Consider the following 16,172-nt stretch of genomic DNA (forward strand, 5'->3'; position numbering starts at 1 on the left):
CTGCTTACAAAAATGTTACTGGCTAAAAACAGATAAGCCCACCATCAAAAGTGACGAAGAGCCCAACTTCTCCGAAATATCCAGGTAGAGAACATAACCACGCTTGATGAGCTGAGAAAAATAGTAGACCGCCTCAACACAGATTTTGGCGACTCGGTAGAAAAGTTTGACCTCTTTAGCAGGCTAAGAACCATTAAAAATGAAATAGAACAAAGAGGAGAATAGTATGCTATATTTCTATAAACAAATAACCCATCCTATCAATAACATGCATGCCTACATGCATCACTTTTTTAAGCAGTTGTTTGCAGAAGCCAGCCTCGTCTATAATCACGGCAGTTTAATACTTCCCTATTTTCAAACTATTATAGACCATCACGACGTACTTGATCAGAGATTACAAGTGCTATTTGAAGCGTATATGGGCCTCGCTGTAGCAGAAAAAGTGCAGGTGCAACAAGCCTACGGCAACAATAACAGCATCGCGCAGGTATGCAACAATGCTATAAGGCCGGTAAAATTTGATGAACTGCCGGTAGGCATACGAGATCCGCTAAAGGGATTATATGGATCAAGAGGGGTTTTGTACCAGATGCTAACGGCCAAAGACAATTATGATGCGGTAAAGAAAAGGTGCGGGTCACTAAAAGGGCATTTTGAAAGCTTTCGTGTACACAATCCTTTATCGGTATGTCCCTTTTGCGGCATGGAAAACCTGTTGACGGATTACGATGATACCAAAAATGAATACGATCATTACCTTTCAAAAGGCGACTATCCGTTTTATAGCATCAACTTCAATAACCTTACACCCGTTTGCGATTACTGCAATAAAGCCGGCAACAAAGGTCAAAAGGATATTCCTTTCCAACCTGGCACAAACCTACAGGTACAAGATGAGCTTTACGATCCTTATAGTGTTGCCTATCCTACCCATGCCATTGAGCTAACTATCAATGCTAGTACCACAGACCTAAAAAAGACATTGATAGCTGGTCGCTATCCATAGATTGTACCGCCGCCGCTAACGTACGCAAAAAAGATCGGTGGCTAGAAATCTATAATATTGAAGGCCGGTTTAAGGCCAAGATTGCAGGTGATAGCTATCGATGGAAAGATCGGATAGTAAGTAAACACACCTTACGTTGTAAGAAAAACAAAATGCCATTTGCCAATTTCAGGGAAGATATACTTGATGATTTTATCCAACCTCTAAAATGGAACAATGGCATACTGATGAAATGCTTTGACGAGTTTATCATGAACGACCCAAATTGCGAGGCAAATTTGAATGGGACAATATTTTAGTTTTCAATTCTCAACCTCTGATGTTACTGGATAGCAAAAGGCTTGGAAAAGGCATTCTCTGGGATCAATTCTCTAATTAGTTCTATTTTTGATGCAATCGAAGGATCAGTAAGACTGTTCAATGTATCAGATGCCATTAAATGAAAGCATTTAGCAAAGAATAGGTCAAATGTATTCAAAGAAAAACTAAACGATTGCTAAAAATATTAAGGCTAATCAAGGTTCTTATTAGGATACGCCTCACATACCAATTTTCAGCTGCCCACTGTACTTTCGTATAGTAGTGCAAGTGGCATAGTTGCTCACCTTATTCAAATTGAAACCACCACTACTGAATTTAGAGTGGTGCTGTATTTTTTATTTTACTTTCATAAATTCGCGACATTGTCTCAAGCTGTTATAAGAAAATTATGTCCTCAAATAAATATACTCCTAGGAAGAAAAAATGCTTGCCAGCTTCCTTAAATCTTGAAGCAAAAAGTTCGAGATTTGTACTATAGGGATCACAAAAGGCACGCGAAAGTGTGCCTTTGTTGTTTAAAATGTATTGATTTTCAGCATAGTTGACAAAAAAAGATTAAGTTGAAAACTTGTGGAGTGTACAGGATTTTTCGGGTCAGATCCAAACCTTGTGTAGTGCATAGGATTTTTCCGGGTTTGTGCTTTTAATCAAACCAATTGTTTTGGAGAGTTTCTTGCCGCTTATCGAGTTAATCTTACCGGAGTTTATAATTGATAATTACTTACTGACTCATGTGAGAAGTCAGTAGAACGTTATCATCTCTATTTGGAAGAGAAAAATTATTCAGAAGATGATCGAAGAAAACAGACTTACTCTCCAAAGGATATTTTCCTGCCATTACTCTGCAAGATTTTCCGATTCGAGGCTACAAGGTGAGCTTTTGTATGCTGAAAATCGGGTTTCTCAACTTTCGATAGACGTGCGGCGGACCTAGCAAAATCAAAGCCATTAGAAGTCAATTCCGAGGGGTTCGGAATGTCGAATTCTTGCTGTACAGATAAACTCAGTTATATGCTTAATCCAAGTTGCTCCACAAATTTTGAGCTTGATCTGATCGCAATACTCGTTCCGCCGATGCGTTCTATCGGTCTATGAACTCTACCAGTTAGCAGAAATGCAATTATTTCTTCTCTGCCAAAACCCCTTTGATTTCTTCACACATTCTTTTTACCTGCAAATACGAAGCCTTGTCATTTTCTTCTTTGTCCAGCTTTATGATTAAATCACCCGGCGCTGATTCGATTTTTACATGAGTCCTGTCATTTAGAACCGTAGTGAAATCCCAATCCTCGGTAGATTCTATGTGATTTGGGGCTATGCCTTCGTTGATAAGATGTTGAACCCGCTCCGTTTTCTCTTCGTCATAATGCGCGGAGAATTTATAAACATCTTCGGAGTCCTTCACTGATATACTTAAATTGTCAGGATTTTTGCAGGATGTGAAATACATCAGTAAAATGATGGCTGATAATCCGGGTAGTAAGGAACGTTTCATGGCTGTAATTAATAATGTAAAACATAGTACTATGCAATATATAGTACCAAATTGTTTTTTGCACAATTCTATACATGAACGGAATAAAAGCCTGATGAAAGTATCAGGTGGCCTTCTTTCATCTCCACAAAACCTTCTGCCGGTAAGACAGCTTGAAAGACCAGGATTAAAAATCATCCGGAGTGGTAGTCCATTTCCCGGACTTATTACTTTAATATCATCTCCAATGCTTTTTATTCCTGATTCTTTCCAATTCCTAAATATATTCAGGATGACTTGCATACATCTTTTGCGTAATGCCTACAACCTCATTTACATATTTTTCACAAAGCAATTCTGGATTGTAGCTGCTGAATTCCTGGCTCAGATTTTTGACATTGATCTTGTAAACACTGTTTGAAAGCACTTTTTCTACACTTTGCTTAATCTGTTCCGGTCTCGGAAACTCGGTTTTCAGGTCGATACCGAGCTTGAAATAACCTACCCGCGCATTGATCTCATTTTTCCCTTCATGAATTCCTGCGACCACAAGTGGCAGTTTGTTTTCAATACCAAGCATAACGCCGCCATAACCACCGTTCGTTACATATACGTCGCAATGCGGCATGATTTCATCAAAAGGAATAAAGTCCCGGATGATGATATTCTGCTGTGGATATCGCTGCGTCAATTCCTGCGTTTTGGAACCACCGGTGGTCGCAATCACCAGATAATTGCTGGCCTTAAAAGCTTCCAGCGTTGGAACAATGATTTTTTCAGGATCCTTTTCCAGGGTTCCCTGTGTTACTAAAATCACTTTCTGATATTTTTGAAGGATCTCACCAAGATCGTCGGTCTGTTTTTTAGTACCGGCGTAAGGCAACAGCGCACCGATAAACCGGATATTTTTACTTAAATCAGACCGTTTGTATTCAAACCCTGGTGTACCGATTTGAAGAAGGAGATCGGATTTTTGGCCCATCACATCAAAAACGTTACCGGTTCCTGACTCCATACCATATTGAGCGAAGAGATTCCTGTATAACTTGTTCAAATCTTTAAAGATCATCTGGTCAGCCATTTTCCGTTGAAACTGCTGCTTTATTTTTCCAAAGAAAGTATAGGATGGATGAAGTCCCAAACCCGCCGGCGGACAGTCACGGGAGTTTTCTGTAAGCGGAAATACGCCGATTGAAATGACCGGTTTATGAAGTTTATCCTTAATGAAAGGAATGCCTGTAAAAGCGATGTCGCTGATCATCAGATCGAAATCCCAGCTCTCATCAATCGTTTTGATATCTTCATAAAATTCTGTCGACCTGCGTATAAAGCAATGCTCAATATCGTATTTCAGTTTGCTGACCTGGCTGTTCAGTTTGAGCCGTTCGGAAAAAATTTCATTTACATTGTGCTGGTTAAAATCTACGGCTTTGACAAAAGGATAATAAGGGATATCCAGTTTTTCGATTTTATGCTGGTAAATACTACCCGAATACCAGCGAACGTCATGCCCCAACGATTTAAGATGCATGGCGATACTGGTCAACGGATTAAAATGTCCATCAAATGGAATGTTTGCAAAAAGAATTTTTTTCATGGCTAATTGATTGTACTGGCTGTTTAATTTTTCATACGCTAATAGATGCGACAAAATTACCAGTATTAAGATTGCCGCGAAATACGAGCTTTTACCCATTTTAATAGGTACTTATACGCAAATCTGCTATGCGAGTATGTCCAGTCTATTACCGGATAAGCATATATGTCTGCGTGGTGGGACGAGGTGAGGATAAGAATCCTTTCCGAAAGTATATTTTACCGCTGATTGAAAGAAATGTGCAGATTGTCCAACTCAACCGGCAGATTGTATAAGTGTATCTATGCTGCGGGGTGTACTTTTGTGATCTTATTTAGAATAAGTCTATTTATGTATAATCCAGTCAGTTATCAAAAGACTGAAAAAATTTACTGTGGTTCTGACTTCATTACGCTACTACTTGTTAAACTGTTTCAATAAATATAAAATAAAAATGAACGTATGACCTGACGCTATCCAATCTACATTAATACGAAGTAACTGAAAGTAAAAAAGCCGGATGGCTGGAACCAACCCGGCTCATTGCGCAGGAGCGCAATGCTTATAAACGCTGAAACATTTTAAAGCAATGCAAATTAGTAAAATTCTGCATACAGGGATTCTTTGTGCCCTCTCATTCATCACTTTTGCCCAAAATTCTTCAATTACCATTTCCGGGCACGTCAAAACGGAGGAAGGCGAGACATTACCCGGCGCGGCAGTAGCGCTGAAAGGCACTGCAATCGGAACATTTTCGGCTAATGATGGCCGGTTCAGTCTGGAAAACGTGCATCCCGGATCTTACCAGCTGATCGTCTCCTTTCTTGGGTACCAATCACAGTCGAGACAAATCACGGTAAAGGTCGGCGAGCATACGAAATTGAATTTTCGTATGACTTCTGATACCAAGGAACTCGAATCGGTTTCAGTGATCGGAAGGACGGAAACCAAGGAAATCAATCGTCAGGCTTATAACGTTACGGCGATTGACGCTAAGAAACTTCAAAATTCGACGCTGGATTTATCACACGCATTGGACCGCGTATCGGGCGTTCGGGTTCGTGAAAGCGGTGGGGTAGGCTCCAACATGAATTTTTCCCTGAATGGATTTACCGGCAGACAGGTTAAATTCTTTCTGGATGGTGTGCCGATGGACAATTTTGGTTCTTCTTTCCAGCTTAATAATATCCCGATCAACCTGGCTGAAAGGGTCGAAGTTTACAAAGGTGTTGTGCCGATCTGGCTTGGTTCGGATGCCCTGGGTGGCGCGGTGAATATCGTTACGAATACGAAGCAAAACAGCTATCTGGACGCATCTTATTCCTACGGATCATTCAATACCCATCGCACGGGAATCAACGCGGGTTTTACTTCAAAAAATGGGTTTACAGCTCAAATCAACGCTTTTCAGAATTATTCTGACAACAACTACTGGATCAACGTGGATGTAGCGGACGTTAATACCGGGGAATATTTCAGAAACCAGCGTTTGAGAAGATTTCATGACACCTACCACAATGAAACGCTGATCGCCAATGTGGGTGTGGTCGGAAAGAAATTTGCTGACAAACTTTTGGTCGGGATAACATTGGGACAAAACAAGGCGGAAATACAAACGGGTGCGAGAATGGTAAGTGTTTTTGGCCAATGGCACCGAAGAGGAAATATCGTGATGCCAAGTTTGAAATATCAGAAGAAGGATCTTTTTGTAAAAGGGTTGAATGTGAATATTTCTGCCAATTACAACCTTGGACAGGAACAGAATATTGACACCGTGTACCGCCGTTATAACTGGTTTCAGCAATTTAAACAATACGAAGGTTTAGGTAGCGAAAGAGAGCGGTCACTGTATAAATACCGCAATAACAATGGTTTGGCGACCGCCAACGCCAGTTATACAATCAACAGTAAATATTCGGTTACGATCAATAATGTTTACAATACCTTCAACCGTAAAGGACGGGATGAACTGTATCCGGATGCTGACAAGTATGAGCAGCCTCGGATTAATACAAAAAATGTACTTGGCCTGGGTTACAAATATGATTATAGTGAGCGGTGGAATACTTCTCTTTTTGTCAAGCATTTCTCGCAGCATAACAAGTATTCGGTGTCCTATAACCCGAGTGGAAACTATGGCGATGTTGCCTACAAAGAGCAGAAAAACAGTTTCAGTAAACTGGGATATGGTGTGGCTTCGACCTATTTTCTTGCTAAAAATTTGCAGTTAAAAGGTTCATTTGAAAAAAGTTACCGTTTGCCGGAAACGGATGAGCTCTTTGGAGATTTATTGAATCTTGAAGGAAATATTGAATTGGATCCTGAGACAAGCAATAACTACAACCTCGGGGTCAGTTTTCAGACGCATATCAACAAGATCCACCGGTTCAGTATCGATGCCAATGTCCTTTACCGTGATGCACAGGGTTTTATCCGCCCTAAGTTAAATGCAAACCAAACGAAACAGGTGATGGATAACCTCGCCGATGTGACCAACTTCGGTGTGGACGGTGAGGTGCGGTATTCATTCAGACAATTGTTCACGGCTGGTGTAAACCTGACGTATCAGGACCTGCGTAACAACACGCGATTTGAGGACGGTTACACGACTGAAAGTCCGCTTTATCGTGACCGCATTCCTAATATGCCGTTCATGTTTGGAAATGCTGATGCGGCTGTTTTCCTGAAAGATTTTGGTCACAAGGGCAATACGCTGACGCTCGGTTATAACCTTCTTTTTGTGCACGCCTATTACCTGTACTGGCCAAGTTTGGGAAGTGATAAACTGGATATTCCACGCCAGCTGAGCCATGATGTGAACGTGGTTTATGCCATGGCCAATGGGAAATACAATGTTTCGCTGGAATGTAAAAACATGCTTGACGGAAAGCTGTATGACAATTTCAGTCTGCAAAAGCCGAGCAGAGGTTTCTACGTCAAGCTAAGATATTTTATTAGTAAATAGTTTAAAATCAATTCAATAATTATAATAAACCAACAATGAAAAAGTCATATTTACACTGGTTTTTGGTGTTAGGGATGGGAATGTTTTTAGGAGCATGCAGTGATGATAAAACCGTGGATCCGGGAACGGACCCAGGAACAGACCCGGGAACAACTGTATCACGATATGTCGTTGCTTCTTCACCCATCGGCTCTTCGGGCGTAGCGGACTATCTTTTAACCACAAGTGATCTGTCGCAGGGAACAATCAGCACCGTAGGAAAAGGGATTGAACAGGATGGATCATACCGCTATTATCTGACGCATAAAGGCAAGTTTTTTAGCCTTTTATACGGTCAGGGAAATCCTGGTGCAGTGACAACCTACACCATGAACGACAAAGGGGAGCTGCAAAAAACGTCTGATTTTCAAAGTGAGACGGTACAGGTATTTGCGCCTGCAGGCGATGATATCCTGACGATTAAAGTGCCAAGAAGTGGTAATGAAAGTGCTTCCTGGTTCAGAATTAATGCGGACCAGTCTAAAATTGTAGCGGAAGGTCAGGTTAATATCGTAAAACTGGCCGGAAACGGTGAGCGCGCGCACTTTACCTGGGCAACACAGGTTGGCGACAAAATTTTCGCTCCGTACATGAGCATCAAGGGTGCAGCACCGGATGTTTTCGGAACTGCGTATCCTGACAGCAGCTGGATTGCCGTTTTTGCTTACCCAAGCATGCAGCTTGAAAAAGTTATCAAAGATAACAGAACTAGTTTCTTTGGTTCTTACTTCAACAACGGGCTTACCGTGGATGAAAACGGAGATACTTATGCGTTTTCTCCCGCTGTGGCGTCTAATAGCGGCAAGCAAACTTCAACCAAACCTTCCGCATTCGTGAGAATCAAAAAAGGTACGACCGAGTTTGATCAGACCTATTACTTCAATGTGCAGGAAAAAGCAGGTGGCAAAAAGGTAATCGGGCAGACTTATCTTGGAAAAGGAAAATCATTGCTTTACATGCTGACCGATCCTAATGATCAGTACAGCGCGAAACGTCTGGCGATTTCTGATATCTACAACAAAACCTTTACCTGGGTGACGGGCGCTCCGGAAAGCATTACTTCCGGTTCAGCTTCTTACAACAACAACACAATCAGTGCCGATGGAAAAACAGTATTTGTAGGTATTAACACAGATGCCGGAAGCTGGGTTTACAACATCGATATCGCAACTGCGACAGCCAAGCAAGGTCTGAAAGTGGAAGGTGGCGCAATTACAGCCATCGTAAAAGTAAAATAATAACGAATCAGGTTCAGCAAACAAACCCTGTCGACCCCGAAAAGGAAGGCAGGGATTTGTCTTTACTTAAATTTCAACCTGGAAAACCTTTCGCTATGAAATCATTTTTGACCATTCTGATCATCCTGACAAGTACTGTATTTTTTTCCTGCTCAAAAGACAAAGTTGAGACCGACCCTGAGAATTATTTTAAGGCCAAATGGAAGGTGGATATTGAAACGAAGGTGCTTGCGGTCACTCCGGAACCCAATATGATTATTCCTCCCAATGAACCTTATACCGTTGCATTATCCGACAGCGGCAAGGTTTCGCTGGATCTTCCGATGCTTATTTATCCGGTATCTGATAAGGAATACCGACAGGACTGGCAATATGATTCGGATCGTAATGTGTTGAAAATTAACATGGTCAACGGGATCGAGCGTCAGTTTCGGATCAATAACGAGGATCGGAAGCAGGATTATTTCATTGCGACATTACTGACTACCGTCCATGCCGGCTCCGTGTACCGGTTTACCAAAATTGCTGAATAAACAAACCAAGTGTTTTCTGTTTAACCTATTCACTGAACATAGTTATTATGTCAACTTTCAGAAAAATCAATAACTGGCTGCATTTATGGCTGGGGCTTGCGTCAGGAATCATCGTATTTATTGTTTGCGTGACTGGCTGTATCTGGGTTTTTAATGAAGAGATCACCGGACTGATGGAGCCGGAAACCCGTGTCGAACGTCAGGATAAGCCCGTGATCATGCCATCTCAGTTGATGAAGATTGGCAGTACGCTATACCCCGACGTTAAAGTTTCCTATGCAAATTACCAGCAGGGCAGGGCTATTAACCTTGGTTTGGGTGAACGTCGCGGACCCAATATCACACTAAAAATAAACCCTTACACAGGTGAGGTCATCAGTAAGGAAGTACATAAAAAGGGCGAAACGAATTTCTTTCGCTGGGTGCTGAACGGACATCGTTTCCTATGGATGCCGTTTGAAATCGGCAGGCCGATCGTAAACTATGGAACGCTGATTTTTGTCATTCTGCTGATCACCGGCCTTGTTTGGTGGTATCCTAAAAAATGGACGAAAAGCACACGCGATAAAAGTTTTAAAATCAAATGGGATGGCTCGTTCAAGCGTGTAAACCTTGATTTGCATAATGTGCTGGGCTTTTACTCCCTGTTGTTTCTTCTTGCCATTGCCATGACCGGGATGGTTTATGGTATCAAATGGTATAGTGAAGGGCTTTATTGGGTTACTTCCGGTGGTGAATCACTTCCGGGCAGAGACAGAGAGGCCAATTCTGACTCATTGATGGCTCACAAATTTTATACGCCGCAGCAGGCTATCGATAAGGCCTGGACTACGGTGATTGCAAAACATCCGAAATCCGAAGGATTTTATTACAGTTTCCCGGATACTGCCAAGGCGAAGTCGGCGATTTTTGTGACGATTTACCCTAACAGCGGCCAGTTTTATAACAACAAGAGTTACACTTTCGACCAGCATACGTTAAAGGAATTGCCGAGAGACAAGGTGTATGGCGCAACCTATGACGGGGCACCGTTTGGTACCAAATTGCGGAAAATGAATTATGATATCCACGTTGGAAGCATTCTTGGTTTTCCGGGTAAAGTACTGGCATTTCTTTCCAGCTTAATTGGGGCAAGTCTTCCGGTTACCGGATTTTTGGTCTGGTGGGGCAAGAGAAATAAAAAGGACAAAAAGAAAACACCAAAGAATTCAAACAAGTCGGCAGGCGGCAGTCCGGACGAAAACCTGGTTTCCAAACCAAGGCCAAAGTTCCAGCCGGCTATGAAAAAGGCACCGGTCAATGGCTGATCAGCATTTACACTTCATCTTCATAAGAGCCGGGATTGAGGAAACTCAATCTCGGTCTGTTTTAGCTGGTTTTGTTCGGAGCGCAGGATCGGCCGAACTCCTTAAATAATAGGTTATCCATAAAATTTATGCGTAATGATATTATCAAATGAAATCCAACAGTACTGCAAGTCGAACGGACTACGCTGCACCAACAAAAGACTGATGCTTGCCGATTTTTTACAAAAAGAAGAAGGAAGGGCGGAGGCTGAAACGTTGTATATGATGTTCCGAAAAAATTCTGTGAGAATTAGCCAGGCGACGATTTATCAAATGCTTGACTGGATGGTTAAACAGGGATTTGTCGAACGCGTTCCAGGGAATAACCGACGAAATATGTACTGTGTACGTAGCCTGGACCTGGTAGCAAAGTGACACAAATAGAATTATTTATTTTCATTCTAAATAAAAATAAATAATTTAGCAAAAGTTTTCTGTTTCAGGCAGTATTTTATGTCTGAATGAATAAAAAAGCCATGAAATATAATACTACAAGAATAATACAAAAAACACATGATACTACGCTAGCTCACAATTCGGAATTTCCCCTGCATGACCTGGGTGAAGATTTTTTTGCGATTACAACCATTGAAGGCGGTGACGAGCATTTTTTCAATGGCGTTCATCGCCATGATTTTTATGAGGTGCTTTGGTTCACGGATGTAAAATGCCGTCACGCGCATTACATCGATTTTGTTAAACATCCCATAGCCAACAATCAACTATTTCTACTCTTGCCTGACCAGGTTCACAGCATGGACCGGGGCGATAAAACAGGATTTGTTTTTGCAATGTCAAGAGACTTTTTCGAACGTCTGATCGCTGCGGATATCTTCAAATTGTTCTATCACTCGGTCAATTTTTCGGTTGTGATTCCCGATTCAAAGCTTGATCTTTTCCGGACGCTTGTTAAATTGATTCAACTCGAAAATCAGACAGACAAACGGCCGGCAATCCTTGAATCCTACTTACGGAGCTGGTTTTTGCACTGTATCGAACTGGAAAAGGAGGTAAAACGTGACGACAGGCCGGATGTCAGGATGCAGTCGCTGATTGAATCGGTTGAGGTGAATTTCAAAGATGAGCGGAAATCTTCTTTTTATGCCAGCGAGTTGTCGCTGAGCGCCAAGAGACTCAATGAGCTTACGAAGGAAACATTTGGCAAAACGATCAGTCAGATTATCAACGACAGGCTTATTCTGGAAGCGAAAAGGGAAATAAGTTGCTCTGAAAAACCAATCAAGGAGATCAGTTACGAACTGGGGTTTACGGAGCCGTCGTATTTCACTCGTTTTTTTGGCAAGCAAACCGGGTTTTCACCGGAGGATTTCCGAAAGAGAATGGGAATTATGTATAACTGAAATTTAGGAATGTCATCTAAAAAGCCATAGCCGCGAGTCCGAGGTTATGGCTTTTTAGACCGCTGTAACACAGTACTAGTTGATCGCAACCATGGCCTTGATCACGCCATTTTGCGGATCAAGCCAGCTCTCAAACTGATCCATTACTTCATCAAACTGAACCCTGTGGGTAATGTAGGTGGTCGGTTCGACCAGGCCGTTTTTCATGCTGCTGATCACATGTTCGAAGTCCTGGCGTGTCGCGTTCCGGCTGCTCATCAGCGTAGCTTCCCGTTTATGAAATTCCGGATGACTGAAATTAATTTCGCCCTTTTGCAAACCTATCAGAACATATCGTCCGCCGTGTGCCAGATAGGTGAAACCCGCATTGATCGCCCTTAAACTTCCCGTTGCGTCCATGACTACCGTCGGCATATCACCGTTTGTTAACTCACTCAACCGCTCCGTAACATTTTCAGTCAGTGCGTTAATTGTATGATCCACGCGAATGCGATCACGACAAAACGCTAATCGTGAATCATTGATATCCAGTGCAATAACCGTCGCGCCCGCGATTCTGGCAAATTCCATGGTTCCCAATCCTATAGGGCCGGCACCCACTACAAGCACCACATCACCGGGTTGGACGCCGGCTCTGCGGACACCATGTGCACCAATCGCCAATGGTTCTACCAGTGCCAGTTCGTCGAAGCTCAAACCATCGCCGTGCACAAGCGAGTAGGAAGGAACGGAAATATATTCTGCCATTCCGCCATCGATATGCACACCCGATACTTTTATACTGGTGCAGCAATTCGGCTTGCCGGCGCGACAGGCAACACATTTTCCGCAATTGAAATAAGGAACAAAAGTTACCGCTTCACCAACTTCAAAACCAGGTGCGTCATCGAGAGCCACAATTTCGCCTGCAAGTTCATGGCCCAGAATACGTGGGTAATTAAAAAATGGCTGCGTTCCTTCAAAAGCGTGAAGATCTGTACCGCAAATGCCGATTCTTTTTATTTTGATCAGGGTATGTCCGGGCGTCAGCTCCGGTTTTTCAGCTTGTTGATAAGCAAAATGGCCGGGCGTTGTACAAACAAGCGTTTCCATGGTGTGTACTGAGAATTAGGATTTAAAAATGAGCCCTAAATTGCTCATTGGTAATTTAGGGCGGTTTTTATTTTCAGGAATTAGCCAATGCGCGGTCCAGGTGAACATAACCGCCGTCCACATAAATAAGCTGGCCGGTGGTATGGCTCGATTTGCCTGACAACAAAAACGCGGTTGTATTGGCAATTTCTTCTGCGGTTGTCATCCGGTTTTCCAACGGGATATTCGCCACAATGGATTTTAATTTTTCTTCCGGATTTGGTAAAGTCTGGATCCATTTTTCGTAAAGCGGCGTCCAGCATTCCGCAACCACAATGGCGTTTACGCGGATGCCGTATTTCAACAATTCAACGGCCCATTCACGCGTCAGCGCATTTCTTCCTCCATTGGCCGCAGCATAGGCCGAAGTTCCACCTTGTCCGGTATCAGCCGTTTTGGAAGTAATGTTAACGATGGCACCTTTGGATACTTTCAAAGCGGGCAAGGCATATTGTGCCATCAGGTAATAGTGGACCAGGTTTTTGTGCAACGAAGCAATGAAGTTTTCATAGTTCCCATTTTCCAGGCCAACACCGTCGTTCACACCCGCATTGTTTACAAGCCCGTCGATCCTGCCAAACTGAGCGAGTATTTCTTTAACCGCACGCTCAGATGCCTCAGGCTGGGTCAACTCAGCTGCAATCTGAAAAGCTTTCAATCCTTTGGATGTAATATTGTCTACCACTGTTTGGTTGTCCTCCGCATTTCTGCCAACGATCACCGGGACAGCACCTTCTGCTGCCAATACTTGTACAATTCCCTCACCAATACCTTTCGCACCACCCGTTACGATTATGACTTTATCTTTAAGCTGTAAATCCATTTTTTAAGAATAATAGGTAATAACTCACTCAGATTTTTAATTAGTTAATGTGAAACACCCAGGGTCACATTTTTTACCGAACTGTTTTTCACCGCGAAGTAAAGCACCACAAGGAAACACAATGCCGGTACGATATAGGCGGTCTGGATGGATGATTGATCCGAAACCCAGCCCATGATCACCGGGAAAATAGCGCCACCGACGATGGACATAATCACAAGGGAAGAGCCGATTTTTGTCTTGGCCCCAAGTCCGCGGATACTTAATGCGAAGATCGTCGGGAACATGATGGACATAAAGAACTCGACACCTACCAGGGCATAAACCGATACCATCCCGGAAGTTACCACCGCCACGATCAGCAGCGTAATGTTAAGCACACTGTAAATTGCCAGCAAGCGGGGAGGGGCGATAAAACGCATCAGATACGTGCCAATAAAACGGCCCACCATAAAGCTGAGCAATGCCCCTGATAGCAGATAAGCGGCCGTTTTTTCATCGATTCCGGCAACTTTATCGGAGAAACGAATGAAGAAACTGCTGACACAAACCTGTCCGCCAACGTAGAAAAACTGTGCAAATGTACCCAGGATAAGGTTTTTCTCGCCGAGGATTGAACCGGATGCTTTTTCGCTTGTATCTTCTTCCTCTACAATTTCGGGAAGCTGGGTGCGCCAGATCAAAACTGCGACGATGAGAACAATAACGCCTATTAGCAGAAACGGTATTTTTACGGACGCAGCTTCTTCTGCCAGATAGTTATTCAACTGCTGTGCACTCATGGCCTGTTGCTCCTGCGCCGAAAGTGTTTTTCCTGAAAGAATAAATGCGCCTCCCATCAACGGGGCCAGAAATGCCGCCAAACCGTTGAAGGACTGGGCAAAATTAAGTCGTTGAGTGGATGTTTCAGCGTCTCCAAGAACGGTGATATAAGGATTTGCGGCCGTTTCCAGCAAGGTTAGTCCGCTGGCAATAATGAAAAGCGCAATCAGAAAGAAGCCAAAATGACGAAGTTCCGCAGCCGGATAAAAGAGGAATGTACCAAAGGCGAACAAAATGAGCCCGAGCGTGATCCCCGCCTTGTAGCCAAACTTTTTCATGAAAAGTCCTGCCGGCAATGCGATAAGAAAATAAGCAATGTAAGAGGCCGAGTCAATCAATGCGGACTGGACGTCGGTCAGCTGGCAGGCTTTCTTCAAATGCGGTATAAGAATCGGATTAAGATTGAGTGCAAAACCCCACAAAAAGAAAAGTGAAGTGATAAGAATAATAGCCAGACGGGTTTTGCGATCTGTCATAAGGTTAAGATAAGTTTAGTGGTTTAAGGAGCTTAAAATTAAACAATGCAAAGGAATTATATTTTATTATAAAGAAGAGAATCGTATTTATCCAAGTAATAAGATATATTAACATGTTTTTTTATTTGATATGTTTATTGATGTATAAATATCGGCATGAAACCACAGCTTCTTAAAGTCCCGACGGCACCGGCTTATTCATTCAGCGTTCGCCAGGACCTGGTTCCGAACCTGAATAACCGTTGGCATTACCATCCTGAAATTGAACTGATACATTTTCACAAAGGTACGGGCACGCAGTTTGTCGGGGATAGTATCAAGCGATTTGGTGCGGATGATATTGTATTGGTAGGTTCAAATCTACCCCACTACTGGCGGGATGATGACGATGAAATTTTGTACAAGCCTACGAGCTCGCCTTATTCCACTGTTGTGCATTTTACCAGTCATTTCTGGGGAGAGAAATTTCTGGATTTAACGGAAAACAAACCCCTGAAAATAATCCTGGACAAAGCTCAGCGTGGCCTGCTGCTGACCGGGAAACTAAAAATCAGGATTGCTGAGCTGATGGAAAAAATGCGATTCGCCGAGGGCCCTGACCGTATTATCGTGCTGATGGAATGTCTGATTGCGGTGGCCAGGTCCGAGGAATATGTGATGCTGTCTTCGGTCGGTTTTCAATATGATCTTTCAGAATCTGAAAATGACCGGATCAACGCGATTTATGATTACACGCTGTCGAACTTTAAGCAAAAAATAAGTCTGGAAGAGATCGCCTCGGTGGCGGGTATGGTGCCTAACTCTTTTTGCAGATATTTTAAATCCAGAACCGGAAAAACCTATTCTCAGTTTTTAAACGAGATCAGGGTAGGGCATTGCTGCAAACTTTTGATCAATAACAGTGTGAGCATAAAGCAACTCGGTTTTGAAAGTGGATTCATGAATTTTAGCTGTTTTCACAAAAGATTTAAAGAAACCACTGGGCTAAGTCCGCAAAGTTATCGTCAGCTTTACCGAAATAAACAGCCCAGGATGGTCTAAGATATACAAAAACCGGG

General features: G+C 42.8%; 13 protein-coding genes. 8 read left to right on the forward strand and 5 right to left on the reverse strand.

The genetic code is table 11. From position 1 onward, the window contains the following. Positions 1–280 precede the first annotated feature (280 nt). Positions 281–1,009 (forward strand): hypothetical protein, encoded by a 729-nt coding sequence (locus M1L62_RS12540; RefSeq protein ID WP_254413399.1) that lies wholly within the window; start codon positions 281–283, stop codon positions 1,007–1,009. Between the two features lie 1,441 nt (positions 1,010–2,450). Here the strand turns inward: M1L62_RS12540 and M1L62_RS12545 are convergent. Next, the gene (locus tag M1L62_RS12545; protein ID WP_254413400.1) at positions 2,451–2,825 is read right to left on the reverse strand and encodes a hypothetical protein; all 375 of its coding nucleotides are present in this window, start codon (positions 2,823–2,825) and stop codon (positions 2,451–2,453) included. 256 nt (positions 2,826–3,081) lie between these two features. Then, a complete protein-coding gene (locus M1L62_RS12550) occupies positions 3,082–4,401 on the reverse strand; it encodes a glycosyltransferase (RefSeq protein ID WP_254413401.1) in 1,320 nt (439 codons plus the stop codon). Positions 4,402–4,969: 568 nt separating this feature from the next. On the opposite strand from M1L62_RS12550, the gene M1L62_RS12555 reads away from it, so the two are divergent. The 6 genes from M1L62_RS12555 (at position 4,970) to M1L62_RS12580 (ending at position 11,862) form a co-directional block, all read left to right on the forward strand. Further along, complete coding sequence (locus tag M1L62_RS12555) at positions 4,970–7,345, forward strand: TonB-dependent receptor (protein ID WP_254413402.1); 2,376 nt, start codon at positions 4,970–4,972, stop codon at positions 7,343–7,345. A 35-nt stretch (positions 7,346–7,380) separates the two neighbouring features. Next, positions 7,381–8,622, forward strand: coding sequence for a DUF4374 domain-containing protein (locus M1L62_RS12560; RefSeq protein WP_254413403.1), 1,242 nt, complete (start codon positions 7,381–7,383; stop codon positions 8,620–8,622). Between the two features lie 95 nt (positions 8,623–8,717). Further along, positions 8,718–9,155, forward strand: a complete 438-nt coding sequence (locus tag M1L62_RS12565; protein WP_254413404.1) for a hypothetical protein — start codon at positions 8,718–8,720, stop codon at positions 9,153–9,155. 47 nt (positions 9,156–9,202) lie between these two features. Then, complete coding sequence (locus tag M1L62_RS12570; RefSeq protein ID WP_254413405.1) at positions 9,203–10,462, forward strand: PepSY-associated TM helix domain-containing protein; 1,260 nt, start codon at positions 9,203–9,205, stop codon at positions 10,460–10,462. Positions 10,463–10,597: 135 nt separating this feature from the next. Further along, the gene (locus tag M1L62_RS12575) at positions 10,598–10,876 is read left to right on the forward strand and encodes a Fur family transcriptional regulator (protein ID WP_254413406.1); all 279 of its coding nucleotides are present in this window, start codon (positions 10,598–10,600) and stop codon (positions 10,874–10,876) included. Between the two features lie 101 nt (positions 10,877–10,977). Further along, on the forward strand, positions 10,978–11,862 hold the full coding sequence (locus M1L62_RS12580; RefSeq protein WP_254413407.1) for a helix-turn-helix domain-containing protein: 885 nt from the start codon (positions 10,978–10,980) through the stop codon (positions 11,860–11,862). Between the two features lie 75 nt (positions 11,863–11,937). Here the strand turns inward: M1L62_RS12580 and M1L62_RS12585 are convergent, their stop codons facing one another. The 3 genes from M1L62_RS12585 to fucP all read right to left on the reverse strand — a co-directional run bounded on the left by M1L62_RS12585 (position 11,938) and on the right by fucP (position 15,114). Continuing rightward, positions 11,938–12,954 carry a zinc-binding alcohol dehydrogenase family protein gene (locus M1L62_RS12585; RefSeq protein ID WP_254413408.1) on the reverse strand — a complete coding sequence of 339 codons (1,017 nt, stop codon included), beginning with the start codon at positions 12,952–12,954 and terminating at the stop codon, positions 11,938–11,940. A 73-nt stretch (positions 12,955–13,027) separates the two neighbouring features. Further along, on the reverse strand, positions 13,028–13,816 hold the full coding sequence (locus tag M1L62_RS12590) for an SDR family oxidoreductase (protein WP_254413409.1): 789 nt from the start codon (positions 13,814–13,816) through the stop codon (positions 13,028–13,030). Positions 13,817–13,860: 44 nt separating this feature from the next. Then, positions 13,861–15,114: an L-fucose:H+ symporter permease gene (gene fucP / locus M1L62_RS12595; protein ID WP_254413410.1), complete on the reverse strand. Its 1,254-nt coding sequence runs from the start codon at positions 15,112–15,114 to the stop codon at positions 13,861–13,863. Between the two features lie 156 nt (positions 15,115–15,270). Between fucP and M1L62_RS12600 the strand changes: the two genes are divergently transcribed. Beyond that, complete coding sequence (locus tag M1L62_RS12600; protein ID WP_254413411.1) at positions 15,271–16,155, forward strand: AraC family transcriptional regulator; 885 nt, start codon at positions 15,271–15,273, stop codon at positions 16,153–16,155. Positions 16,156–16,172: the final 17 nt, after the last annotated feature.

Origin of the sequence: Dyadobacter diqingensis (genome assembly GCF_024220585.1) — a bacterium.
Lineage (GTDB): Bacteria > Bacteroidota > Bacteroidia > Cytophagales > Spirosomataceae > Dyadobacter > Dyadobacter diqingensis.

Coding starts and splice junctions, on each gene's coding strand:
- M1L62_RS12540 (WP_254413399.1), top strand. CDS start 281: ATGCATCACTTTTTTAAGCAGTTGTTTGCAGAAGCCAGCCTCGTCTAT.
- M1L62_RS12545 (WP_254413400.1), bottom strand. CDS start 2,825: ATGAAACGTTCCTTACTACCCGGATTATCAGCCATCATTTTACTGATG.
- M1L62_RS12550 (WP_254413401.1), bottom strand. CDS start 4,401: ATGAAAAAAATTCTTTTTGCAAACATTCCATTTGATGGACATTTTAAT.
- M1L62_RS12555 (WP_254413402.1), top strand. CDS start 4,970: ATGCAAATTAGTAAAATTCTGCATACAGGGATTCTTTGTGCCCTCTCA.
- M1L62_RS12560 (WP_254413403.1), top strand. CDS start 7,381: ATGAAAAAGTCATATTTACACTGGTTTTTGGTGTTAGGGATGGGAATG.
- M1L62_RS12565 (WP_254413404.1), top strand. CDS start 8,718: ATGAAATCATTTTTGACCATTCTGATCATCCTGACAAGTACTGTATTT.
- M1L62_RS12570 (WP_254413405.1), top strand. CDS start 9,203: ATGTCAACTTTCAGAAAAATCAATAACTGGCTGCATTTATGGCTGGGG.
- M1L62_RS12575 (WP_254413406.1), top strand. CDS start 10,598: ATGATATTATCAAATGAAATCCAACAGTACTGCAAGTCGAACGGACTA.
- M1L62_RS12580 (WP_254413407.1), top strand. CDS start 10,978: ATGAAATATAATACTACAAGAATAATACAAAAAACACATGATACTACG.
- M1L62_RS12585 (WP_254413408.1), bottom strand. CDS start 12,954: ATGGAAACGCTTGTTTGTACAACGCCCGGCCATTTTGCTTATCAACAA.
- M1L62_RS12590 (WP_254413409.1), bottom strand. CDS start 13,816: ATGGATTTACAGCTTAAAGATAAAGTCATAATCGTAACGGGTGGTGCG.
- fucP (WP_254413410.1), bottom strand. CDS start 15,114: ATGACAGATCGCAAAACCCGTCTGGCTATTATTCTTATCACTTCACTT.
- M1L62_RS12600 (WP_254413411.1), top strand. CDS start 15,271: ATGAAACCACAGCTTCTTAAAGTCCCGACGGCACCGGCTTATTCATTC.